At 68.1% G+C, this 21,987-nt stretch carries 21 protein-coding genes; 9 read left to right on the forward strand and 12 right to left on the reverse strand.

Annotated elements, in window-relative coordinates:
- Positions 1–18: 18 nt before the first annotated feature.
- The 8 genes from IE266_RS05900 to IE266_RS05935 form a co-directional block, all read right to left on the reverse strand.
- Positions 19–1,515: a replicative DNA helicase gene (locus IE266_RS05900; protein WP_189679108.1), complete on the reverse strand. Its 1,497-nt coding sequence runs from the start codon at positions 1,513–1,515 to the stop codon at positions 19–21.
- Positions 1,516–1,858: 343 nt separating this feature from the next.
- A complete protein-coding gene (locus IE266_RS05905; protein WP_189679109.1) occupies positions 1,859–3,205 on the reverse strand; it encodes a calcium-binding protein in 1,347 nt (448 codons plus the stop codon).
- Between the two features lie 164 nt (positions 3,206–3,369).
- A complete protein-coding gene (gene pyrC, locus IE266_RS05910) occupies positions 3,370–4,407 on the reverse strand; it encodes a dihydroorotase (protein ID WP_189679110.1) in 1,038 nt (345 codons plus the stop codon).
- 40 nt (positions 4,408–4,447) lie between these two features.
- Complete coding sequence (locus IE266_RS05915) at positions 4,448–5,407, reverse strand: phosphoadenosine phosphosulfate reductase (RefSeq protein WP_189679111.1); 960 nt, start codon at positions 5,405–5,407, stop codon at positions 4,448–4,450.
- Positions 5,408–5,512: 105 nt separating this feature from the next.
- On the reverse strand, positions 5,513–6,562 hold the full coding sequence (locus tag IE266_RS05920) for a glycosyltransferase family 2 protein (RefSeq protein WP_189679112.1): 1,050 nt from the start codon (positions 6,560–6,562) through the stop codon (positions 5,513–5,515).
- A gap of 27 nt (positions 6,563–6,589) precedes the next feature.
- Positions 6,590–8,902: a glycosyltransferase family 2 protein gene (locus tag IE266_RS05925; protein WP_189679113.1), complete on the reverse strand. Its 2,313-nt coding sequence runs from the start codon at positions 8,900–8,902 to the stop codon at positions 6,590–6,592.
- Positions 8,899–9,528 carry a sulfotransferase family protein gene (locus tag IE266_RS05930; RefSeq protein ID WP_189679114.1) on the reverse strand — a complete coding sequence of 210 codons (630 nt, stop codon included), beginning with the start codon at positions 9,526–9,528 and terminating at the stop codon, positions 8,899–8,901. Before IE266_RS05930 ends, IE266_RS05925 begins: the two co-directional genes overlap by 4 nt.
- Positions 9,525–10,556: a glycosyltransferase family 2 protein gene (locus IE266_RS05935; protein ID WP_189679476.1), complete on the reverse strand. Its 1,032-nt coding sequence runs from the start codon at positions 10,554–10,556 to the stop codon at positions 9,525–9,527. Before IE266_RS05935 ends, IE266_RS05930 begins: the two co-directional genes overlap by 4 nt.
- A gap of 202 nt (positions 10,557–10,758) precedes the next feature.
- Between IE266_RS05935 and IE266_RS05940 the strand changes: the two genes are divergently transcribed.
- The 3 genes from IE266_RS05940 to IE266_RS05950 all read left to right on the forward strand — a co-directional run bounded on the left by IE266_RS05940 (position 10,759) and on the right by IE266_RS05950 (position 14,834).
- Positions 10,759–11,667: an AAA family ATPase gene (locus tag IE266_RS05940; RefSeq protein ID WP_189679115.1), complete on the forward strand. Its 909-nt coding sequence runs from the start codon at positions 10,759–10,761 to the stop codon at positions 11,665–11,667.
- A gap of 73 nt (positions 11,668–11,740) precedes the next feature.
- Entirely contained in the window at positions 11,741–12,997 is a 1,257-nt protein-coding gene (locus tag IE266_RS05945) for a vWA domain-containing protein (RefSeq protein ID WP_189679116.1), read from the forward strand.
- 100 nt (positions 12,998–13,097) lie between these two features.
- Positions 13,098–14,834, forward strand: a complete 1,737-nt coding sequence (locus tag IE266_RS05950) for an OmpA family protein (RefSeq protein ID WP_229863907.1) — start codon at positions 13,098–13,100, stop codon at positions 14,832–14,834.
- 152 nt (positions 14,835–14,986) lie between these two features.
- On the opposite strand, the gene IE266_RS05955 is transcribed toward IE266_RS05950, so the two are convergent.
- Complete coding sequence (locus IE266_RS05955; protein WP_189679117.1) at positions 14,987–16,015, reverse strand: aldo/keto reductase; 1,029 nt, start codon at positions 16,013–16,015, stop codon at positions 14,987–14,989.
- 124 nt (positions 16,016–16,139) lie between these two features.
- On the opposite strand from IE266_RS05955, the gene IE266_RS05960 reads away from it, so the two are divergent.
- Positions 16,140–16,979 carry a VOC family protein gene (locus IE266_RS05960; protein WP_189679118.1) on the forward strand — a complete coding sequence of 280 codons (840 nt, stop codon included), beginning with the start codon at positions 16,140–16,142 and terminating at the stop codon, positions 16,977–16,979.
- On the opposite strand, the gene IE266_RS05965 is transcribed toward IE266_RS05960, so the two are convergent.
- From IE266_RS05965 to IE266_RS05975, 3 genes are all read right to left on the reverse strand, one after another.
- The gene (locus tag IE266_RS05965) at positions 16,976–17,647 is read right to left on the reverse strand and encodes a dienelactone hydrolase family protein (RefSeq protein ID WP_189679119.1); all 672 of its coding nucleotides are present in this window, start codon (positions 17,645–17,647) and stop codon (positions 16,976–16,978) included. The genes IE266_RS05960 and IE266_RS05965 overlap by 4 nt on opposite strands.
- Before the next feature lie 74 nt (positions 17,648–17,721).
- A complete protein-coding gene (locus IE266_RS05970; protein WP_189679120.1) occupies positions 17,722–18,303 on the reverse strand; it encodes a retropepsin-like aspartic protease family protein in 582 nt (193 codons plus the stop codon).
- Between the two features lie 39 nt (positions 18,304–18,342).
- Positions 18,343–18,963 (reverse strand): MarC family protein, encoded by a 621-nt coding sequence (locus tag IE266_RS05975; RefSeq protein ID WP_189679121.1) that lies wholly within the window; start codon positions 18,961–18,963, stop codon positions 18,343–18,345.
- A 153-nt stretch (positions 18,964–19,116) separates the two neighbouring features.
- Here IE266_RS05975 and IE266_RS05980 point away from each other — a divergent pair, with 153 nt between their 5' ends.
- The 5 genes from IE266_RS05980 to tolR all read left to right on the forward strand — a co-directional run bounded on the left by IE266_RS05980 (position 19,117) and on the right by tolR (position 21,985).
- Positions 19,117–19,734 carry a hypothetical protein gene (locus IE266_RS05980; protein WP_189679122.1) on the forward strand — a complete coding sequence of 206 codons (618 nt, stop codon included), beginning with the start codon at positions 19,117–19,119 and terminating at the stop codon, positions 19,732–19,734.
- Positions 19,734–20,264 (forward strand): RNA 2',3'-cyclic phosphodiesterase, encoded by a 531-nt coding sequence (gene thpR / locus IE266_RS05985; protein WP_189679123.1) that lies wholly within the window; start codon positions 19,734–19,736, stop codon positions 20,262–20,264. Before IE266_RS05980 ends, thpR begins: the two co-directional genes overlap by 1 nt.
- A gap of 47 nt (positions 20,265–20,311) precedes the next feature.
- A complete protein-coding gene (gene ybgC, locus IE266_RS05990) occupies positions 20,312–20,713 on the forward strand; it encodes a tol-pal system-associated acyl-CoA thioesterase (RefSeq protein WP_189679124.1) in 402 nt (133 codons plus the stop codon).
- A 96-nt stretch (positions 20,714–20,809) separates the two neighbouring features.
- On the forward strand, positions 20,810–21,505 hold the full coding sequence (gene tolQ / locus IE266_RS05995) for a protein TolQ (protein ID WP_189679125.1): 696 nt from the start codon (positions 20,810–20,812) through the stop codon (positions 21,503–21,505).
- A 3-nt stretch (positions 21,506–21,508) separates the two neighbouring features.
- Positions 21,509–21,985, forward strand: a complete 477-nt coding sequence (gene tolR / locus IE266_RS06000; RefSeq protein ID WP_189679126.1) for a protein TolR — start codon at positions 21,509–21,511, stop codon at positions 21,983–21,985.
- Positions 21,986–21,987 lie beyond the last annotated feature (2 nt).

Genomic DNA, 21,987 nt, shown 5'->3' on the forward strand with positions numbered 1-21,987 from the left:
CGGCGGCCGGGCGCCCGGTCAGTAGGCGGGTTCGGATTCGGGCGTCTGCCAGGCCTTGGCGAGGTTGCCGAAGCGGGTGAACTGCGCCTCGAAGGCGAGTTCGACGGTGCCGATGGGGCCGTGACGCTGCTTGCCGATGATCACCTCGGCCTTGCCGTGCAGGCGTTCCATGTCCTCGATCCACTTGGCGGTGGCCTCGATGTTGTTCTCGTCCGGCTTCTCGCGTTCCTTGTAGTATTCGCCGCGGTAGACGAACATCACCACGTCGGCGTCCTGTTCGATCGAGCCGGATTCCCGGAGGTCCGACAGCTGCGGCCGCTTGTCCTCGCGGCTTTCGACCTGGCGCGAGAGCTGGGAGAGCGCGATCACCGGGATGTTGAGCTCCTTGGCGATGGCCTTCATGCCCATGGTGATCTCGCTGATCTCGTTCACCCGGTTCTCGGAGCGGCCGGTGCCGCGCACCAGCTGGAGGTAGTCGATGATCAGCACGTCGAGCCCGTGGGTCCGCTTGAGCCGACGCGCGCGGGCGGCGAGCTGCGAGATCGGCAAGGCAGGGGTGTCGTCGATGTAGAGCGGGCAGGCCTCGAGCGCCTTGGCGGCATCGACGAAGCGGCGGAATTCGGATTCGGTCATGTCGCCCTGGCGGATCTTGTGCGAGGAGATCTCGGAGGCTTCGGCGAGGATGCGGCCGGCGAGCTGCTCGGCGCTCATCTCGAGCGAGTAGAAACCGACGACTCCGCCGCTGATGGCGCCCTCGGTGCCGTCGGGCAGGCGGCCGCGCTTGTAGGCCTTGGCGACATTGAAGGCGATGTTGGTGGCCAGCGAGGTCTTGCCCATCGAGGGGCGGCCGGCGAGGATCAGCAGGTCGGACTTGTGCAGGCCGCCGAGCTTGGCGTCCATGTCGACGAGGCCGGTGGAGATGCCGGCGAGGCCGCCGTCGCGCTGGTAGGCGGCGTTGGCGACGTTGACCGCCTCGGTGACGGCCTTGAGGAAGCTCTGGAAGCCGGATTCGGCCTTGCCCTGTTCGGAGAGCTTGTAGAGGTGCTGTTCGGCCTCGACGATCTGCTGCGCCGGTTCGCTGGCGATGTCGACGCTGGCGGCCTTGGCCGAGATGTCGCGCCCGAGCGCGATCAGCTCGCGCCGGATCGCCAGGTCGTAGATCATCTGGGCATAGTCGCGGACGGCGAAGGCCGAGATGGCGGTGCCGGCGAGACGGGCGAGATAGGCGGGGCCGCCAAGCTCGTTCAGCCCGGCGTCCTCCTCCATGAAGGCCTTGAGGGTGACCGGCGAGGCGAGCTGGTTGCGGGCGATGCGGGCGGCGGCGATCTCCCAGATGCGGGCATGCACCGGCTCGTGGAAATGCTTTGAGCTGATGATCGAGGCGACGCGGTCGTAGACATCGTTGTTGGTCAGGATGGCGCCGAGGAGCTGCTGCTCGGCCTCGATGGAATGTGGCAGGCTTGCCGGTGAATCGATCTCGGCACGCGCAGGTGTGAGCTTGGCGATTTCGTTCATGTTGTCCCTCTGCCCGTCCGCGTTCGGCGCGGTTTCGTTTGTGGTGGACCGCTTCTATCAAATGCACGTCGGCAGCGGCAAACTGTATGTTTTGTGGAAAAGCGTGAAACATTCGGGGCCATGCGGCATGTTGCGGTCATTGCTGGCCATGCGTCAATATCTGGTGAGGAGGGGCGCGGAACCCCGCCGGGGCAATAGGCCGCGCGCCTGCTCCCGCTGCCGTGTCGGCCGGTTAGATACATGACCGGCGCGGAATCGGGCCGATGGTCGCGCGCGGTGTCGATTCGCCAAGAAAAAGGGCCCGCACGCGGGGTGCGGGCCCTGGTCCTGAACGGAAACCGGATCAGAAAATGAAGTCGTTGGCCGAGAAGTCGGCGGCGACATGGCCCTCGAGGGTGATGGTATTGCCGTTGAGGTCGTCAATCACCGCCACGCCGTTCACATCGGAGAGGTGGTTGTTGTTGAGGTCCCGGAAGCTCCGGATCGAGGCGACGCCCGACAGGTCGATCTTCTCGGCCCGCCCGGCGGTCTGGAAGTCGGTGATGGTGTCGTTGCCGAAGGCGCCGGAGAAGACGAAGATGTCGGCATGGGCGCCGCCCGTCAGGATGTCATCGCCTGCGCCGCCGTCGAGGCGGTCCTTGCCCGCGTCGCCGATAAGCTCGTCGTTGCCGGCCAGGCCGAAGAGCTTGTCGTTGCCACCTCCGCCCTCCAGCACGTTCTTGCCCTTGCTGCCGGTCAGCCGGTCGTTGAAAGCGCTGCCGCGCACGTTCTCGATGTTCCGGAGCGTGTCGGTGTCGCCGAAGCCGTCGGTTGCAGTGCCTTTGCCCAGGTGAACGGTCACGCCGGAGGTGCCGCCGTAGTTGGCGTCGCGGTCATAGCGCACCATGTCGATACCCTTGGCGCCGTTCATAACGTCGTCGCCGGCCAGGCCGCGGAAGATCTGGGTGCCGGCCTTGCCGATGAAGACATCGTCATGCATCGAACCGCGCAGCATCTCGATGCTGACAAACTTGTCGGTATTGCCGTAACCGTCGGTCCCGGTGCCCTGGGCAAGGTTGACGCGCACGCCGTTGGGGTCGTCGCCGAAGGTGACCTGGTCGAACCCTGCGCCGCCGCGGTAGACGTCTCGGCCAGCCGAGGAATAGAAGTAGTCGTCGCCGATGCCGCCTTCGAGGATGTCGCGGCCGTTGGTGCCGTAGAGCTCGTCATCTTCGGTGATCGTGTAATTGTCGAAATCGGTCCAGAGGATGTTCTGACCCGGGGCGTAGCTGCCTGTGGGGAGGCTGAGGCCGGTGATGGTGGCGTCGAAATTGTTCCAATCGGTTACGGAAGTTGCCGAGGGCAGTGCCGCGCCGTCGAGGACGAAATAGAGATCGCTGTCGGTGTTGGGGCCGGTCTGCCAGTTCAGGCCGAGGATGGTCGTGAAATTCCCGGACCATTCGACGGTCACGATGAAGGCCTCGATGCTGTCGGTGGACTGCAGGTCGGCAAGCGAGAGGCCGGCAATGAAGCCCTGAAGCAGGTCCTCGTCCACGTTCACCATCGGCACACCTTCATCGTAGTAGTCTATGCTGTACGAGAAGGTGGAGCTTGCGGAGGGCATGGTCAGGACGGCGGTGTCGGTTCCTACTGCCGCTGTATCGCCGTTGACGAAATCGACGCGGGTGCCGGTCAGGGTAATGGTGGTCATGGGGTGGAATACCTCGGTCTGTCAAATTGGACTGCCCGCAAGGTGCAGTCGTCATGACGTTGAGGCAACCCTGAACTGCCCGAAAGGTTGATGAACCGCTGTTACAGCGGTTCGCGGACCTTCAGGCTGTGTCGATTGGGAAACAATCGGCCTTGAATCGTGCTTCAGTCCACGCGCCAAGCCAGTTGAAAGCCGGGATCGAATACCGTCACCGGGCCGTCTGCCGTGTCGATATGGCCGGGGTAGCTGACCGGTGCGCCCTTGGTGAGGGTCATCTTGCCGGTGTTCGCGGGCAGGCCGTAGAAGGCCGGGCCGTTCAGCGAGGTGAAGGCCTCGAGCCGGTCGAGCGCGGCTTCCTCCTCGAAGACCTGGGCGAGGATCGACATTGTGTTGGGCGCGGTGAAGCAGCCGGCGCAGCCGCAGGGCAGCAGCTTGTTGGCGTCGGTGTGCGGGGCCGAGTCGGTGCCGAGGAAGAAACGGGCCTCGCCGCTGGTGGCGGCGGCGCGCAAGGCGAGGCGGTGTTCCTCGCGCTTGGCCACGGGCAGGCAGTAGTAATGCGGGCGGATGCCGCCGGCGAGGATGTGGTTGCGGTTGATCACCAGGTGGTGCGTGGTGATCGTCGCGCCCAGATCGTCGCCTTGCGCGCGCGCATAGTCCACGGCGTTGGCGGTGGTGATATGCTCCATCACCACCCGCAGGCCCGGCGTGGCGCGGCGGATCGGGTCGAGCACGCGGTCGATGAACACGGCCTCGCGGTCGAAGATGTCGACGTGGCTATCAACCACCTCGCCGTGCATGCAGAGCGGCAGGCCGATCTCGGCCATCTTCTCGAGCACGCCGCGCACCTTGTCGAAGTCCTTGACGCCGCTGGCGGAATTCGTCGTGGCCCCGGCGGGGTAGAGCTTGACCGCCTTCACCAGGCCCGAGGCATGGGCGGCGGCGACGTCGGCGGGGTCGGTCGCCTCGGTCAGGTAGAGGGTCATCAGCGGCTCGAAGGTCATGCCCTCGGGCAGCGCCGCGAGGATGCGGTCGCGGTAGGCGGCGGCCTGGGCGCCGGTCACCACCGGGGGCACCAGGTTCGGCATCACGATGGCGCGGGCGAAGTGGCGCGCGGTATGCGGCAGCACCGCCTTCAGCATGGCGCCGTCGCGCAGGTGGAGGTGCCAGTCGTCGGGGCGGGTGATCGTGATGGTATCGCTCATGCCTGCGCTGCTAGCACAGGCGGGAGTGTCTCGCCAGAGGTCAGGCGGCGGTCGAGGGCAGGACAAATTCGCCCGCCTCGGCCTGCTGTTCCAGCATGTCGAGACGGCGGCGGAAGCGCGGGGCGTTCATCCGCTTGACCACGTTGCGGCAGAGCAGGGCGTTGAGGAAGGGGCGGTCGTCGGAGTCGAGCCTGCCCATCAGCGCGCGCAGGTAGGAGGGGTTGTCGCGCCTTGCGCGGTAGAGGCGGTAGAAGGACTTGGGCGTCAGAGTGCCCGAGCCGGCGCGTTCGAGGATCTTGGTGAGGATCCCCATTTCCATCAGCTGGGTCTGCAGCGCCGCGCCGAGGAAGGGCAGGCGCAGCCGGGTGACATTGGGCCGCGCGAAAAGCGCGGCGTGCATGGCGTCGTATTCCTGGCGCGGGTCGTAGAGGACAAAGGCCTCTTCGGCGGCGTCCAGCATGTCGGGGGCATAGCCGTAGCGGTCGGTGAAGGAGATCCGGCGCATCTCGGCAAAGCGGGGGTCCCATTCGGTCATGTCCGGCGCGAGCGTTGCCTGCGGCTGGACCGCGACCACGGTGGCGCCCGGTGCGATCACCGAATAGGCGGCGGCGGCATAGCCGCAGGGGCCGGCGCCGTAGAAGACGACGTTGTCGTATTGGTCGAAGAAGGCCTCATCCACCAGCCGGTCGAGATAGGCGTGGACCGAGGCATCACGGAACCAGGTGTCGCCGTCCGAGACGAAGCAGAGATGCGACCAGCCCTGCGAGCGGACCAGGTCGAAGCCCAGAGGCGTGGCCTGTTCCGAGAGCGAGCGGATGCCCTGAACGGTTTCGAAGGTGACGAGGAGCGAGGGGCCACGGTCGATCAGCACTGCGAAATGGCGGAAGCCGAGGTCGCGGTAGCCGCCGCTGGAGCGGCCGATGCCGATCAGACGCTTTTTCCACTCTTCAACGTCGAGACGCGCCAGAGAGCGGTCGATCTCGTTCAGCAATTCGGTCATGAACAGTGCCCCACACAACGGGCTCAGTTAACCATGGCTGCGCGTCGATTCCAAATATTCCGTGGATTTCGTGGCCGGGAGGGAAACAAAGCGCCTATGGGAGTGCTATTGTTGATCCTGCTCGCGGCTCAGCGCCGCGTAGCGCATCAGCATCTGCGCCCCGGCGGGCCGGACCGTCCGCGAGGGCGGGGTCATCAGCAGGCGGCCGAACAGGGCGCGGGCACGTTCGTTCAGCATGAGCTCTTCGAAGCGGGCCTTGCGCCAGGCGACGGCGGCCCTGTGCAGCGGGCCGAGGGTCGGGTCGGCGCGCAGTTCCGTCCGCAGCGCGGCCGAGGGTTCGGCCAGCGCGGCGATGGTGGTGTCGGTCTCGAAGTTCAGGTTGCGCTCGACCCAGTAGTCGAGGCCCAGCCCCTGGTCTGAATGCACCGCGCGGCCCCGGTCGGCCTTGAGCACGTAGCTCTCCATCGACCCGAGCGGGTAGTGGTTGACCTGCGCCAGGTGGTAGAGCGGGCGGCCGTAGTTCGAGAACACCCGGCGGGTCTTGAACTGCTCGTCGAGTTCATTGCCCATGCAGTCGAACCAGCGGTAGGCCGCCAGCCGGCCCCGCGCCGGCCCGCGTGGGCGGTGGACGCCGAGGTGACGGTAGGTGCCGTCGTTGCGGTAGAGCGTCTTGAACATCGCCGCGCGCCAGGGCCAGTGCAGGATCTCGGGGGCGCAGCGGGTGAAGGTCTCGGTTACCGGGGCATCGGTATAGCGCACCACCTCGGCATTGCCGAACAGCCGCCAGGTGAGGGTTATGGCGCTGGCCTCGGGCAGGGCGGCGATCAGGCCGGGCAGGGTGTGGTCACCGACGTGGACGTTGACGAATTCGTCGATGTCGAGGGCGATCAGCCAGTCGGCCGACTTCACCGCTTCGCAGTCGTCGGCCAGGCGCAGGCCGGTGAACTGGATCCCGGCCTTGGCATAGGGCCCTTCGTTGCGGATATGCGTGAGCCAGCCCATCTCGGCCAGGCGGTCGAGCATGGTGTCGGTGCCATCCTGGCAGTTGTTCGACAGCACCACGAAATGCGTGATGCCGGCGACACGATGGTGGGCCAGCCATTCCAGCAGGAAGGCGGCCTCGTTTCGGACGGTGAGAATGGCGACTATGTTCAATGTGTTATCCTGGAAAACCGGGGCAGGTCAGCTTTCCATGTCCAGGGCGAGCGCATAGGCGACGCGTTCGGTTTCGGTGAGCCGGACCCGCAGCGCCTGTTCATAGAGCTCGCGGAATTCCGGGGTGGCGTGCAGTTCATCGGCCTTGGCGCGGTGCCAGGCGAGGCCGCTGTCGTGCAGGGTGCGCAGCCTGGGGTCGGCCATCAGCCGGTCGTATTCGGCGCGCAGGCGGGGCAGGTTGCGCTTGATGGTGATGTCGCGCGACTGCGACCAGTCCATGCGGATCCAGTAGTTCAGCCCGATCGAGCGGTCGACATGCAGCGCCCGGCCGCGCTGGCGCTTGATGAGGAAGCTCTCGGCGCTGCGCAGGGCGTAGTGGTTGAGTTGCAGCAGGTCGTAGCCGATCGACTTGGTCGAATTGCGCCAGCCGCGCTCGGCGGCCTCGGCGGTCATGTCCTGGCCCGAGCCGTTGACCCAGACCACCCGGTCGCGGAACGCCTCGGAGAGCTTGTTGGGCCGGTGGCAGCTCATCTTGGCATAGGCGCCGATGTTGCGGAACATGGTCTTGAAGCCCCAGACCGTGTGCGGCTTGGGGCAGTATTTCGGCGCGCAGGCGTCGAACTGGTCGATCACGAAGTCGTCGCTTAGGGCCTTTACGCCGTTGTTGCCGAACAGCCGCCAGGTCATCGCCACGTTGGTGGCCTCGGGGGCATGGGCGAAGAAATCGTCCAGCGTGCCGTTGCCGCAGCGGATGTTCATAAACTCGTCGACGTCGATATGGATGATCCACTCGGCGTTGCGGATCACCGGCTCTTTCAGCGCCTTGTTCAACGCGTGCTGCTGCGGCGAGTTGCCCTTCCAGTTGTCGTTGTTGCGGTGCTGGAGCACGCCAAGCTCTTGCAGGCGGTCGAGAATTTCGCTCGTCCCGTCCTCGCATCCATTGGTGTAGATCAGGAAGTTGTCTATCCCGATGGCGCGGTGATAGGCGACCCATTCGACGATATAGGGCGCCTCGTTCTTCATGCAGCCGACGATGACATTGCCGCTCGACCCCGGCGCGAGAATGCGAGGAGGGGCGGGGGCATAGGGGGCGGCGGCGGCCTCCTCGTCCAGGGATCCGAGGGCGTTGTGCGGCGCATAGGGCGAGCGGCGCAGCTTCTCGAAATTCGCCAGCGCCTGGGGCGGCATCAGTGCCCTGGCCTCGGCGCTGATGGCCTCGGCCGGCCGGGCCGGGCGCGGCGCGGCGCGGGCTTCGGCCTCGGCCTTGGTGGCCCGCTCGATCCGGTAGAGGAAGGCCAGCAGGTATTGCGAGGCGCGGAACCCGTTGGTCGGGTCGGCCTCGGTCCAGTCGGGCTGTGGCGCAGGGGTCTTGAGCCCGGCCAGCGCCGGGAAACGGTCGGCCAGGGCCAGCCGGCGCGAGATGGCCGACAGCGATCCAGGATCGATCGGCGCGCCGGGCACCCGCAGTTCCGACATGAAGCTGCGCCACAGCGGGCGCGGCAGGTGATGCTCGCCCCGCTCCAGCACGCGGATCAGCAGGGCGTTCAGCTGGCGGGCGCGGGCGGTCCAGGCGGCAGAAACCTCGGGGTCCGGCGCGGCGGCGGCGGCCTTGCCGATTGAGCCTTCGATCGGGAAACACTCCCGGATCTCGTCGGTGAAGGTTTCCGAGGCGAAAACGGTGGGATCATAGGGACGCAGCGAGACCGTGCCTGCGCCGAACCGCCCCTCCCAGAACTGGACCAGCGCGGCATAGTCGAGCCAGAAGGGCGCGCCCTGGGTCTCTTCGAATTGTCCGAGGGCCGGGTCGATGGTAGGCATCGCCGCGACGCAGGCCTGCCACCAGTCCGCCGCCCCCGCCCCCGCCAGTTCGCGGTCGAGCGGCAGGCTGCGCCCCTCGAAGACCTGGGCCGCATAGTGCCGGGCCAGCAGGCGGGCCGGCTCGTCGACATGGGCAAGGATGCGGATATCGTCCGACAAGGCGCCAAGCAGCCCGTGCAGGCGGTCAAGCTCCGAGGCCCGGTAGAGCGAGGCGCCCAACTGCGCCGCCGAGAGGATCAGCGTGTGCGGCTGGTGCTGCTCGATCTCGCGGCGCAGGTCCTCCACCAGCGCGGCGCGCATGGCGGCCTGCCTGGCGGGGTCGGAAAAGCCGCGCGAGAAGCGCAGCGAGTCGACATGGTCGGGGTCGGTCACCGCCATGAACAGCCGGGTGTCGTTCTTCGCCCCGGTGCTGCGCGGGAACAGGATACCCTTGCCGATCAGCTTGTCGCGCTTGTCGTCGAGCACCTGCTGCAGGCGCGCGCTGCCGGTCTGCTCGAAGCCGATGTGCAGCCAGATCCTCACCGCGCGGTCTCGCTCAGCCGGTTGGCGTTCAGATGGCCCCACCAGGGCAGGTCACGGCCGAGGAAGGCGGCGATGCGGGCGGGGGCCTCGGGGTTGGCCACGTCGAATTCGAGATAGTCGTCGCGGCCCGCGAAGGCCTCGGCCAGGGTGGCGTAATGCCCCTCGATCCAGATCTCGCGCTCCTTGCTGGTCTCGCCAAAGCCGACGGGCAGGCCCGGAATGTTGCTGGCCGGCAGGCGCGTGGTGCCGAGGTTGGACCAGGCCAGCATCGATTGCGACATGGCGAAGGCATCGCGGCGCGACGCCAGGAAGCGGACGCCGGGGTTATGGTCCCGGATCGCCCGGATCAGCGCCAGGTCGGTCTGCGGCCAGACCGACAGCCCGTCGTGCAGCATGCTCATCTCCGAGATGGCCTGCACGTTGGGCAGCAAGGCCGCGGGATCGCCGGTCTGGAAATAGCCCCGGTAAAGCAGCTCGGCGACATAGAGGCCCTTCTGCCCCGGTTCGGCCGCGTTGCGCCCGCGCAGGCGGTGGTCGGCGACATTGAGCCCGGCCATGCGCAGCGCCTTGGCCAGCGTCGTGGTGCCCGACTTGGGCAGGCCGAGGTTCACCGCCACCAGCGTCACGGGGCCAGCCCCAGCGCTTGCAGCATAGCGCTTTCCTGCGGCGGCAGTGCGGGGGCGGCGCGCAGCTGCGCCTGCATCGCGCGGTAGTCGTCCTGCGCCAGCAGCGCGTCGCGGCGGCGGATATGGGCAGCGACGCAGGCGTCGTGCAGCGCGGCGATCTCCGGGTCGGCCTTCAGCTCGGCGAGGGCGCTCTGAAGCGCGGGGAGGTAGCGGCGAATGCTGGTGTCCTCATGCGCCGGGTCGTTGCGCTCGCGCCAGTAGGTGTCGTCGAAGGCGCGGTTCTCGCGGTTGACGTCGCCGCGGTCGGTCTTGACCAGGTAGCTGTCGAGGCTGCGCAGGGCGTAATGGTTCAGCGTGGCGAAATCGCGCGCGCCCTGGGCCGGGAACTTGCGGATGCGGCGCGGGTTGGCGGCCAGCAGGAATTTCTGCGGCACCGCGCGGCCCGAGCCGTCGGTCCACCGCGGCTGCCGCCGCGCCGGCAGGTCGGATTTGAAGAAGGGCCGGTGCGCGCCGTAGTATTGCAGGGGAAAGTCCTTGCGCACCAGAGACTTGACCTCGATCGCCAGGTCGCCGCACCAGATGTCGGGATTGTGCGAGCGGTCGAACTGGGCGATCACCGGGCGGTCCTCGAACCCCTCGACCCCATCGTTGGCGAAGAACTGGAAGCTGACCGAGATCGCCTGCGGATCGCCGCAGGCCGCGATCAGCGCGGGGATGGTATGGTCGCCCGCGTGGATGTTCAGGAACTCGTCCACATCGGCGACCCAGACCCAGTCGGCCTCGCGCACCACCTGCTGGCGGCGCGCGTCCTTCAGCGCCTCCATCTGGAAGTTGCGCCCCTCGGCGGGGTTGGGCAGGTGGCTGACCAGCCCGCGCGCAGCCAGCGCGTCGAGCAACAGATCGGTGCCATCGGTGCAGTCGTTGGAGTAGAACAGAAAGCCGGTGACGCCGATCAGGCGGTTGAAGGCGATCCATTCCAGCAGGAACGGCCCCTCGTTCTTGACGCAGGTCACGGCGGTGATCCGCAACCCGTCACGCTCCTGCTTCACCATCTTGTCCGCCTGCCGCGCTTCATTGCCCATGTTCAACCACGGGGTTGGCGCCTTTATCTGTTCGATTGATGGCATTTCCGCCTGAATCCGTCAACCAAGGCGCGCCCCGGCGTGGCCTCGCGGGCACGGTTGACGGGGCCATGCGTTCCGTGTCCTCTGGGCCAAAGCGGGAGGGAACATGACGCAGCTGGAGTCGATCGACGCCGTTCAGGCGATGCTGGGCAGCCAGGGCTATGTCTGCGGCCGGGCGCTGGCCACGGTGGTGTTCCTCTCGCTGAAACTGGGGCGGCCGCTGTTCCTCGAGGGCGAGGCCGGGGTTGGCAAGACCGAGATCGCCAAGGCGCTGGCGGCGGGGCTGAACCGGAGGCTGATCCGGCTGCAGTGCTACGAGGGGCTGGACGCGGCGAGCGCGGTCTACGAGTGGAACTTCGCTGCGCAGATGGTGGCGATCCGCACCGCCGAGGCGAGCGGCAACGCCGACCGCGAACTCCTGAACCGCGAACTCTTCGGCCCCGACTACCTGATCGAGCGCCCGCTGCTGCAGGCGATGCGCCCCGACGAGCACGGCGCGCCGGTGCTGCTGATCGACGAGCTCGACCGCACCGACGAACCCTTCGAGGCCTTCCTGCTTGAAGCGCTCAGCGACTTCCAGGTGACGATCCCCGAACTCGGCACCATCAAGGCGCCCGAGCCGCCCATCGTCATCCTCACCTCGAACCGCACCCGCGAGGTGCATGACGCGCTGAAACGGCGCTGCCTCTACCACTGGGTCGACTACCCCGATTTCGAGCGCGAGATGGCGATCATCCGCGCCCGCGCCCCCGAGGCCGCCGAGACCCTCAGCCGCGAGGTGGTGGCCTTCGTGCAGAAGCTGCGCACCGAGGACCTGTTCAAGAAGCCCGGCGTCGCCGAGACCATCGACTGGGCCAAGTGCCTGCTCGCGCTCGACGTGCTGACGCTCTCGCCCGAGGTGATCGCCGACACGCTGGGGGCGATCCTGAAATACCAGGACGACATCCAGAAGCTGCAGGGCTCCGAGGCCAAGCGGATCCTCGACGAGGCGAAGCAATCGCTCGAACCGGCATGAGCGCGCGCCTTCCCTGCTTCTCTTCTTCCCAAATACCTCCGGGGGTGCGGGGGCAGCGCCCCTGCCGCGTCTGATGGCCGAACACCTCCCGCTCTCGCTCCCCGACAACCCGAAACTCACCGCCAATATCACCCATTTCGCGCGGGCGCTCAGGAAGGCCGGTCTGCCGATCGGCCCCGGCCGGGTGATCGACGCGATAAGGGCGGTGGCGGCGGCGGGCTTCACCGAGAAACGCGATTTCTACTGGGTGCTGCACGCCTGTTTCGTGAACCGGCCCGAGCATCGCGCGGTCTTTGCCCAGGTCTTCCGCCTCTACTGGCGCGACCCGCGCTACCTCGAGCACATGATGGCGATGATGCTGCCGGCGATCCGCGGTGTGCAGGAGGAGCGGCGCACGGAAGCCGCCGAGAAACGCGCGGCAGAGGCGCTGCTCGACGGGATGCTGCCCGAGGGGCCGGAACCCGAGGCGGGCGAGGATCAGACCACCATCGAGGTCGATGCCTCGGCCACCATGTCCGGGGAGGAACGCCTGCGCACCCTCGACTTCGAGCAGATGAGCACCGCCGAGATCGCCGCCGCCAAGCGGATGCTGGCCCGCCTCAGCCTGCCGGTGAAGCCGATCCCTTCGCGCCGGGGGATGCCGGCGCTCGACGGGCGACGCATCGACTGGCGCCGCACCCTGCGCGCCTCGATGCGGCAGGGCGGCGAGATCCGCGATATCGCGCGGCTGACGCCCCGGCCGAAATGGCCGAACCTGGTGGTGCTCTGCGATATCTCCGGCTCGATGAGCCAGTATTCGCGGATGGTGCTGCACTTCCTGCATGCGGTCTCGAACGCCAGGGGGCAGGGCTGGGCCAAGGTCCACGCCTTCACCTTCGGCACGCGGCTGACCAATATCACCCGCCACCTGCGCCAGCGCGATGTCGACGCGGCGCTGGCGGCGGCGGGGGCCGAGGCGCAGGACTGGGAGGGCGGTACGCGGATCGGGTCGTGCCTGCACGCCTTCAACCGCGACTGGTCGCGCCGGGTGATGGGGCAGGGCGCGGTGGTGCTGCTCATCACCGACGGGCTCGACCGCGAGGACCCGGACGCCCTGGCGCGCGAGATGGAGCGGCTGCATCTTTCGGCGCGCCGGCTGATCTGGCTGAACCCGCTGCTGCGCTGGGATGGCTTCGCCCCCAGGGCGCGCGGGATCGCCGCCATGCTGCCCCATGTCGACAGCTTCCGCGCGGGCCATTCGGTGGCCTCGCTCGAGGACCTGGCGCGGGTGATCTCGCGCACCGACGACCTGGGCGAGAAGGCGCGGCTCATGGCGATGCTCGGTGGCTGAAAGCCGCCTGTAAGCCTCGGTTGCCTATTTGCCGTGCAACCGGAGGACGCCCATATGCGTTATCTCCGCGACCCAAGTATGTGGAAAGGAAGGGAGAGCTATGAATCGCTTTCTGAAATCGACCACCGCGCTGATGACCGCCGCGTCCATGGTGCTGACCTCGCCCGCGATGACGCTGGCGCAGGCGGCGAACCTCGACGTGAATTTCACCGTCGACCAGCTTGCCGACCTCAGCCTTGAAGAACTGAAGGACCTGCAGGTGCTGGTGCGGCAGGATTCCACGCTGTCGGAAGCCGAGAAGGCCGAGAAGCTGGAGGCGATCAAGTCCGAGCTGAAGGACACGCGCAAGGCCGAGAAGAAGGCCGAACGCCAGGCCGAGAAAAAGGCGGAACGTCAGGCGGCCAAGGCGGCCGAGCAGGCTCAGACCCAGCCGGCCCCGCAGGCCGACACGCAGGCCCAGACCAACACGCAGGTCCAGGGTGGCGCGCAGGTGCAGACCGACACGCAGACGCAGGCCGCGACGCAGCAGCCGGCGCCGGTGACGCCTCCGCCTGCTCCTGCCGCGCAGCAACCGGCGCCGGCCACGCCGCCGGTGACCGCGCAGACGCAGACCCAGACCGACACGCAGGTGAACACCACCGCGCAGACCGAAACCACCACTCAGGATCCGGCGGCCGTGCAGAAGGCTGAGATGGAGGAGCAGAAGCGCGCCGAACGCAAGGCGCAGCGCAAGGCCGAGCGGCAGGCCGCCCGTCAGGCGGCCAGGTCCGAGGGCAACGTGCTGCCGGCCGATGCGCAGGCCCAGGCCGATGCCGCTGCGGAACAGCAGCAGCAGGCAGCCCAGGTCGAGGCCAACAGCCAGACCCAGGGCGAAGTGACCACCGAGACGGTCACCGAGAACGAGGTGCGCCAGGCCGACCAGGAGTTCGCCACCGCGCCGGTCGCAACCGAGAAGAAGGGGCTGTCGAACCTTGAGAAGGCGGCGATCCTCGGACTTGGCGCGCTGGCCGTGGGCCAGTTGCTGAAGAACGGCGACAAGGTGGTCTCGAACTCTGGCGACCGGGTGATCGTCGAGACCGATGACGGCTATCGCGTGCTCAAGGATGACGACGTGCTGCTGCGCCAGCCCGGCGCGCAGGTGAAGACCGAGACCTTCTCGGACGGGTCGACCCGCACCCGCGTCATCAACCAGGACGGCAGCCAGGTGGTGACCATTCGCGCCGCCGACGGCCGCGTGCTGCGCCGCACCAAGGTGCTGGCGGACGGGCGCGAGGTGCGGCTGTTCGACGACACCCAGGTGCGCCCGCCGGTGGTGGTCTCGCAGCTGCCGCAGGTGAACCGCAATACCTTCGAATACAACGACTCGGTGAGCGCCTCGGACCTGCAGGCGGCGATGCTGGCGACGGGGTCGAACCCCTATTCGCACAGCTTCTCGCTGGCCCAGGTGCGGAACATCGACGCCGTGCGCCGGCTGGTGCCGGAAATCGCGGTGGAGAACCTGCGGTTCAACACCGGGTCGGCGGCGATCCGGCCCGAGCAGGCGCAGAACCTCGCGGCGCTGGGCGCGGCGATCCGGTCGGCGATCCAGGCCAACCCGGCCGAGGTCTTCCTGGTCGAGGGCCATACCGACGCCATCGGCAGCGCCGAGATGAACCTCGCCCTGTCGGACCGGCGGGCCGAGACGGTGGCGCTGGCGCTGAGCCAGTATTTCCAGGTGCCGCCGGAGAACCTGGTGGTGCAGGGCTATGGCGAGGCCGACCTCAAGGTGCCGACCTATACCGCCGAGGAAGCCAACCGCCGCGTCGCGGTTCGACGGATCACGCCGCTGCTGAATTGAAGCAGGGGAAGAGCAGGGAAAGGCCGCTCCTTCGGGGGCGGCCTTTTTGCGTTTCGAGGGGGCGTTTCAGGGTGTCCCAGCTGGGACACTTTTCAAGTGGCTGATTCTATTTGGTTTTTCGTGAGTGACTTTCCGGGACACGTTCGTGCACGTCACCCGGTGGGGGCGTCGGGCCGCAACAGGCCCTTCTCGCGCAGCTCCTGCCAGAGCGCCGGCGGGAGGGTCGCGGTATGGGCGGCGAGGTTCGAGTCCATCTCGGACAGGCCCTGCCCGCCGGGAATGACCGAGAGCACCGCGGGGTGGTGCAATGGAAAGCGGAAGGCGGCGTCGACCATGCGTACCCCATGCGCCGCGCAGACCGCCTCGATCCGGGCCACGCGGTCGAGGATCTCGGGCGGGGCGGGGTCGTAGTTGTAGAAGGCGCCGGGGCGCGCTCCGGTGGCGAGGATGCCCGAGTTGTAGGGCCCGCCGATGACGATGCCGATGCCGCGCGCCTCGCAGAGCGGCAGGAAGCTGTCGAGCGCCTCCTGCTCCAGCAGCGTGTAGCGCCCGGCGAGCAGGAAGAGGTCGAAATCGCCGCGCTCGGCCATCTGCTGGCAGACCTGCCATTCGTTGACCCCGGCGCCGAAGGCGCGGATCGCGCCTTCATTCCGCAGCCGCTCCAGCGCGTGGTAGCCGCCGGCCATGAGCTGGGCGAGCTTGGCCTCGACATTGGCGCGGCTGCCCTGGTTCGGCACGTCGAGGTCATGCACGAAGAGGATGTCGATCCGGTCGACGCCGAGCCGTTCGAAGGAGTGTTCGACCGAGCGCATCACCCCATCGTAGGAATAGTCGTAGACCTCGCGGCGGTTGGGCACCTCGAACCACTTGCCGATGCCGCTGCGTGCCTCGGGGCGGCAGGGTTCGAGCAGGCGGCCCACCTTGGTCGAGAGCAGGTAATCGCCGCGCGGCTTGTCGCGGAGGAAGCGGTTTAGCCGGGTTTCCGACAGGCCGAAGCCGTAGAGCGGCGCGGTGTCGTAATAGCGCACCCCGGCCTCCCAGGCGCGGGCGAGGATGGCGTCGGCCTCGGCGTCGGAGATCGCGCGGTAGAGATTGCCGAGCGGCGCGGTGCCGAAGCCGAGCTCGGTGAAGGTCAGCCCGCCATTGCCGAGCCTGTCCCAGTGCCGTGTCGCCAGTGCCATGAATGCCTCCCCCTTGCTGCGGCGAGTTAAGCGGAAGGCGGCGGCGGGGGCAACGCGGCGCGCGCCGTTTTCGCCCTTGGCGGTGGGCGGCATCCGGCTAAGGTCGCCGGACAGGAGAGTGGACATGACAGGACAGACGGGTGAGCTGACGCTGGATCACTCCGGCCATTTCATCGCCGAAGAGGCGGCGGCGCGGCGCGCGCTGGAGGCGCTGGGGTTCAGCGTGACGCCCTTCTCGGCGCAGGTCGCGCCCGACCCGGAGACCGGCCAGGCGCGGCTGACCGGCACGGGGAATATCTGCGTGATGCTGGGGCAGGGCTACCTGGAGTTCCTGCTGCATACCGCCGACACCGCGCTCGGGCGCGAGTTCCGCGCCGCGCTGGAGCGGCGGGCCGGGCTGCACCTTGCGGCTTTCGGGTCAATCGACGCGGCGTCGGATCACGCGCGGCTGACGGCGGCGGGGGTGGCGATGCGGCCGCTGGTGCATTTCTCGCGCATGGTGGCCACGCCGGAGGGCGAGGAGCGCGCGGCCTTTACCGTGGCGCGGCTGGCCGAGGGGGCGATGCCCGAGGGGCGGGTGCAGATCGTGACGCATCACAACCCCGGCGCGCTCTGGCAGCCGCGCTGGATGACACATCCCAACGGCGCGCGGGCGCTGCGCGGGCTGGTGGTCTCGGCCCCCGACCCGGCGGAGGCGCGCGCCCGTTTCGCGCGGGTGCTGGGCCAGGGGCTGGCGGGCGGGGCGCTGGATTTCCTGCCCGAGGGAGAGGCGCTTGTGCTGACCGGGCAGGCGTTGGAGACCGGCCGCGCGGCCTTTGCCGCCTTGCGGATCGGGGTCGAAGACCTCGACGGGATGGAGCGGCGCGCGCTGGCGGCCGGGCTGGAGGCCCGGCGCGAGGGGGCCGTGCTGGTGGTGCCTTTCGACCCCGCGCTGGGGCGCGGGGCCTGGATCTTCGAGCGCTAGTTCCCGGTCAGCCGGTCGAGCATGGCGATGGTTTCGTTCCAGGCCTTCGCCGCCACCTCGGGCGCGTAGCTGGCGCGATGGTCGCACATGAAGCCGTGGCCGGCCTCGACCACGTGGATGGTCGACTCGGGGCGGGCGGCGCGGATCGCCTCGACGTCGCTCATCGGGATCGACTGGTCCTGGGTGCCGAAATACATCATCATCGGGCAGCGCGGCGCCTCGTCCTTCATCGCGGCGATGCGGCCGCCGTAAAAGGGGATCGAGCAGAGGAAGCCGTCGAGCCTTGCGGCGGCGGCAAAGGCGACCGAGCCGCCGAGGCAGAAGCCGGTGATCGAGACCGGGCTGTAGCCGGTGAGCGCGTCGCGGGCGGCGGCGACGTCGAGCAGGTAGGTCGAGATATCGCCCTTGTTCATCACCTGGCGGGCGCGGGCGATATCCTCGGGGGTATAGCCGCATTCGAAGCCGGGATCGGTGCGGTCGAAGAGCGCCGGGGCGCAGGCGGCGTAGCCGGCGGCGGCGAAACGGTCGCAGAGCTCGCGGATATGGGCGTTTACGCCGAAGATCTCCTGCACCACGACGATGGCGCCCTTGCCCAGCCCCTCGGGCCGCGCCAGCCAGGCGCCGAGTTCGAAACCGTCGGCCGCCTTCAGGCGGATCTGCTCTCCCATCGCGTCACTCCCCTCATGTCGAACGCCGGTGCGAGCAGACACCGATTTTGCGCCGGGTTCAACGGGGGGATGGCTCAGCGGGTCAGCACCAGCTTGCCCCCGGCGATCTCGATGCGTGAGTAGCGTTGCAGGTAGGACATGCCCAGCAGCGAGGAATCCATCACCCCGTCGTTGACGCTGGCGCGCACGTTGCGGTCGGTGATGTCGCCGATGGCGACGCTGTCGAGCGTGACCGGCGCCACCCGCACCGCGCCGTTGGCGGTCATCGCCGAGCGGTGGAAGCTGATGGCGGCGAGGTCGATCCCGGCGGCCTCGGCATCCTCGCGGCGCAGCACCATATCGCTGGCGCCGGTGTCGATCACGAAGCGCACCGGTTTGTCGTTGAGCTTGAGCGTCAGGTAGTAATGCCCGTCGCGGGCGCGCGGCACGGTGATGCTGCCGGCCTCGGCATCGACCGAGGCGATATAGGCCGAGTTCTGCCGGATATCGCCCCAGAGGCCGAAGCCGGCGATGGTGCCGACGAAGATCAGCCCCCAGACCGAGGCCTGCTGCAGCTTCTTGTTCAGCGAGTCGCGGTTCTGCACGAAGAACCAGAAGCCCACGACGCAGGCGAGGATGACCAGGTAGATCAGGCGTCCGGTGTCTTCGCTGCTCATCGCGGGGCTCCTGGGGGCGTTCCCTGCGGATATAGGGGCTCAGCCCGGCGAGGCAAAGCCGAAGGCGCGCAGACCGTCGAGCACGAATTGCACCGAGAGGGCGGCGAGCAGCATTCCGAGCAGGCGGGTCACCACGTTGATGCCGGTCTTGCCGAGCGCGTGTTCGATCAGCGAGGAGAGTTCGAGGAAGAGCATCGCCACCGCCATGACCGCGACCATGACCACGATGGCGTATCCGAAACCTTCCCAGCCGGGTTTCTGCCCGGCCAGCAGGATCATCGAGGCGATGGCGCCCGGCCCGGCGATCAGCGGCACGGCGAGGGGGAAGACCGAGGGGTCTTCGGGGTGTTCGTCGGTCTGGTCCTTGCGCCGCTTGGTGCGGCGTTCGAACAGCATGTCGAGCGCGGTGAGGAACAGCAGGATGCCGCCCGCCACGCGGAAGGCGGGCATCGAGATGCCGACGAAGCCGAGTACCGCCTCGCCGAAGGCGGCGAAGAGCGCGAGCACGCCGATGGCGACGGCGCAGGCGCGCAGCGCGATGGCCCGGCGGTGCCCGGCGCTCATCCCCTGGGTCAGCACCAGGAACAGCGGCGCCAGCCCCGGCGGGTCGATCACCACGAACATGGTGACGAAGGCTGTGACGAGAAAGGCGGTGTCCATGAAGGGGTTCGGGCTGGCCTTGGTCGCGGGATTCGCGGTCGAGCCTAGCAGAAAGGATCGCGCCGCACACCCGGCACGGGCGCGGGCTGTGCCATTGCGGCGCGCGGCGGCAGGGGCTATGCCGGAGCCCCGAGAACAGCAGGGGGCGCGGCCGTGACACCTTCCGAGATCGAACAGCTCTTCACCGGCTCCAGCGGCGATTATCGTTTCGCCCGCTGGGCGCATCCGATCGCGCCGGTGGTCTTCGGAGTCGAGGATGCCACGCTCGCGGTGGTCAAGGGCGCCTTCGAGGCGGTGGTGAGCCTGGCCGGCCACCGCATGGCCGAGCGCGATCCGGAACTGGGCGCCAATTGCATGGTCTTCTTCCTGCGCGACTGGTCGGAACTGGCCACGGTGCCGGAACTCGACCGGCTGCTGCCGGGCATCGCGGCGCTGGCCGGACGGCTGGCCGAGGAGGGGGCGGAACGCTACCGCGTGTTCCGCTTCGACGACGCTGGCGCGATCCGGGCGGCCTTCGTCTTCCTGCGCATGGGCGGCGATCTGGCCGAGATGCCGGCCGAGGACCTGGCGCTGAGCGAGGTAGTGCAGGCGATCCTCTGCTGGTCCGAGGCGGCCTTTGCCGAAGTCTCGCCGCTCGCCATCGCAGGCGGGCGGACCATCCTGCGCCCCGAGATCGCCGAGGTGATCCGCGCGGCCTATGACCCGGTCCTGCCCGACGCGGCGCGCGATCCGTCCCACGCGCTGCGGCTGGCGGCGCGCATGGCGCGCTGATGCGCGCCTTCATCGCCATTCCGATGCCCGAGGCGGTGCTGCCGGGCCTGACCGCCCTGCAGGAGCCGCTGCGGGCGGGCCGGCCGGTGCCGGAAGAGAACCTGCACCTGACGCTGGCTTTCCTCGGCGAGACCGACCGCGCGGCGCTGGAGGCGCTGCACGAGGAGCTGGAAACCATCGCCTTCGCGCCCTTCGAATTGCGCCTCGCCGGGGTCGACATCTTTGGCGGCGCGCAGCCGACGGTGCTGTTCATCCGGGGGCAGGGCGAGGGGCTGAAGGAGTTGCAGCAGGCGGTGATGCGGGCGGTCCGACGCGCCGGGATCGAGCTGCCTCGCGCGCGCTTCACGCCGCATGTGACGCTGGCGCGCTTCAACCGGCCCGGCCTCGAAGAGCTGGCGCGCCTCGGGCGCTACCTGCAGGCGCATGGCGATGCCGCGCTGTTTCCCTTCCCGGTCGAGGGCTTCGCTCTCTACCGTTCGGACCTGCACCGCGACGGCGCGCGCCACGAGATGCTTGCGAGCTATCCTTGAAGCCCGCCCGCCTTGAAGCCCGCCCGCGTTCCGCATAGCGTGCCGGCATGAGCAGTCCGCAGCATCTCTTCCCCGTCCGCGTCTATTACGAGGACACCGACATGGGCGGCGTGGTCTATCACGCCAACTACCTGCGGTTCATCGAGCGGGCGCGCAGCGACTGGGTACGCAACCTCGGCAACGACCAGAACGCCATGCGCGATGCCGGGTTCGTCTGGGTGGTGCGGCGGATCGAATGCGACTACCTCGCGCCGGCCCGTTTCGACGATGCGCTGGTGGTCGAGACCTCGGTTGCCTCGCTCAGCGGGGCGCGACTGGTGATGGACCAGGTGGTGCGGCGCGGCGAAGAGGTGCTCTTCTCCGCCAGCGTCACCGCCGTCTGCATGACCGCCGAGGGGCGTCCGGTGCGGCTTCCGGCAGAGATTCGCGCATTGTTGAAACATTCGTGACCGCCCACGCGAGGGTCATGGTAATTGACTTGCGGCTCGGGTAGATTCAGCCGGAACAAGGCCGAACAAATACGGCCATCACTTTAGAGCAGGCAAATGGACACATCGAACCTGGCGATGGCGCAGGAGATCGACTTCTCCATGTGGGCGCTTTTCGCGCGCGCCACCTTTACCGTCAAACTGGTCATGCTGATGCTGACCCTGGCCTCGGTCTGGTCATGGGCGATCATCATCCAGAAGCATATCCTCTTCCGCTGGGCGCGGCGCGAGGCGACGATCTTCGACCAGGCCTTCTGGTCGGGTGAGCCGCTGGACGGGCTCTACGAGCAGATCGGGCCCAACCCGGCCGGCAACTCGGAGAAGATCTTTGCCGCGGGCATGACCGAGTGGCGGCGTTCGCACCGCAATGACGGCGGGCTGATCGCCGGGGCGCAGGCGCGCATCGACCGGTCGATGGACGTGGCGATCAACAAGGAGGCCGAAGACCTTCAGAGCGGGCTGACCGTGCTGGCGACCATCGGGTCGACCGCGCCCTTCGTCGGGCTGTTCGGCACCGTCTGGGGCATCATGCACGCCTTCATCGAGATCGCGGCGCAGCAGAACACCAACCTGGCCGTGGTGGCGCCCGGCATCGCCGAAGCGCTGCTGGCGACCGGCCTCGGCCTGCTCGCGGCCATCCCGGCGGTGATCTTCTACAACAAGCTCAGCGTCGACAGCGACCGCATCGTTGCAGGCTACGAGGCCTTCGCCGACGAATTCGCCACCATCCTCTCGCGCCAGCTGGACGCCTGAGCGATGGGCGCGGCGATGCAGCAGAAATCGGGCGGGGGCGGTGGCCGCCGCCGGCGCGACCGGCGGGCCAGCCGGCCGATGGCCGATATCAACATCACGCCCTTCGTGGACGTGATGCTGGTGCTGCTCATCATCTTCATGGTGGCGGCGCCGCTGCTGACCGTGGGGGTGCCGGTCGAACTGCCCAAGACGGCTGCGACCGCGCTGCCGGGCGACCAGGAAGAGCCCTTGACGGTGACGATGATGGCCGACGGGCGGATCCAGATCCAGACCACCGAGACCCCGCGTGACGAGCTGGTCGGCAAGCTGCGCGCCATCGCGGCCGAGCGGGAAAGCGACAAGATCTTCCTGCGGGCCGATGGCTCGATCCCCTATGAAAACGTGATGCAGGTCATGGGCGCGCTGAATGCCAGCGGGTTCTCCAATGTCGGTCTGGTGACCGACACGGGCGGTCCGACGCTGGACGGCTCGGGTCAGTGAGG

This window comes from Seohaeicola zhoushanensis, assembly GCF_014656415.1.
Taxonomy (GTDB): domain Bacteria; phylum Pseudomonadota; class Alphaproteobacteria; order Rhodobacterales; family Rhodobacteraceae; genus Seohaeicola_A; species Seohaeicola_A zhoushanensis.

Coding starts and splice junctions, on each gene's coding strand:
- ybgC (WP_189679124.1), top strand. CDS start 20,312: ATGAGCAGTCCGCAGCATCTCTTCCCCGTCCGCGTCTATTACGAGGAC.
- IE266_RS05915 (WP_189679111.1), bottom strand. CDS start 5,407: ATGACCGAATTGCTGAACGAGATCGACCGCTCTCTGGCGCGTCTCGAC.
- IE266_RS05950 (WP_229863907.1), top strand. CDS start 13,098: ATGAATCGCTTTCTGAAATCGACCACCGCGCTGATGACCGCCGCGTCC.
- IE266_RS05900 (WP_189679108.1), bottom strand. CDS start 1,515: ATGAACGAAATCGCCAAGCTCACACCTGCGCGTGCCGAGATCGATTCA.
- IE266_RS05955 (WP_189679117.1), bottom strand. CDS start 16,015: ATGGCACTGGCGACACGGCACTGGGACAGGCTCGGCAATGGCGGGCTG.
- IE266_RS05940 (WP_189679115.1), top strand. CDS start 10,759: ATGACGCAGCTGGAGTCGATCGACGCCGTTCAGGCGATGCTGGGCAGC.
- IE266_RS05945 (WP_189679116.1), top strand. CDS start 11,741: ATGGCCGAACACCTCCCGCTCTCGCTCCCCGACAACCCGAAACTCACC.
- IE266_RS05975 (WP_189679121.1), bottom strand. CDS start 18,963: ATGGACACCGCCTTTCTCGTCACAGCCTTCGTCACCATGTTCGTGGTG.
- tolQ (WP_189679125.1), top strand. CDS start 20,810: ATGGACACATCGAACCTGGCGATGGCGCAGGAGATCGACTTCTCCATG.
- tolR (WP_189679126.1), top strand. CDS start 21,509: ATGGGCGCGGCGATGCAGCAGAAATCGGGCGGGGGCGGTGGCCGCCGC.
- IE266_RS05965 (WP_189679119.1), bottom strand. CDS start 17,647: ATGGGAGAGCAGATCCGCCTGAAGGCGGCCGACGGTTTCGAACTCGGC.
- IE266_RS05970 (WP_189679120.1), bottom strand. CDS start 18,303: ATGAGCAGCGAAGACACCGGACGCCTGATCTACCTGGTCATCCTCGCC.
- pyrC (WP_189679110.1), bottom strand. CDS start 4,407: ATGAGCGATACCATCACGATCACCCGCCCCGACGACTGGCACCTCCAC.
- IE266_RS05905 (WP_189679109.1), bottom strand. CDS start 3,205: ATGACCACCATTACCCTGACCGGCACCCGCGTCGATTTCGTCAACGGC.
- thpR (WP_189679123.1), top strand. CDS start 19,734: ATGCGCGCCTTCATCGCCATTCCGATGCCCGAGGCGGTGCTGCCGGGC.
- IE266_RS05960 (WP_189679118.1), top strand. CDS start 16,140: ATGACAGGACAGACGGGTGAGCTGACGCTGGATCACTCCGGCCATTTC.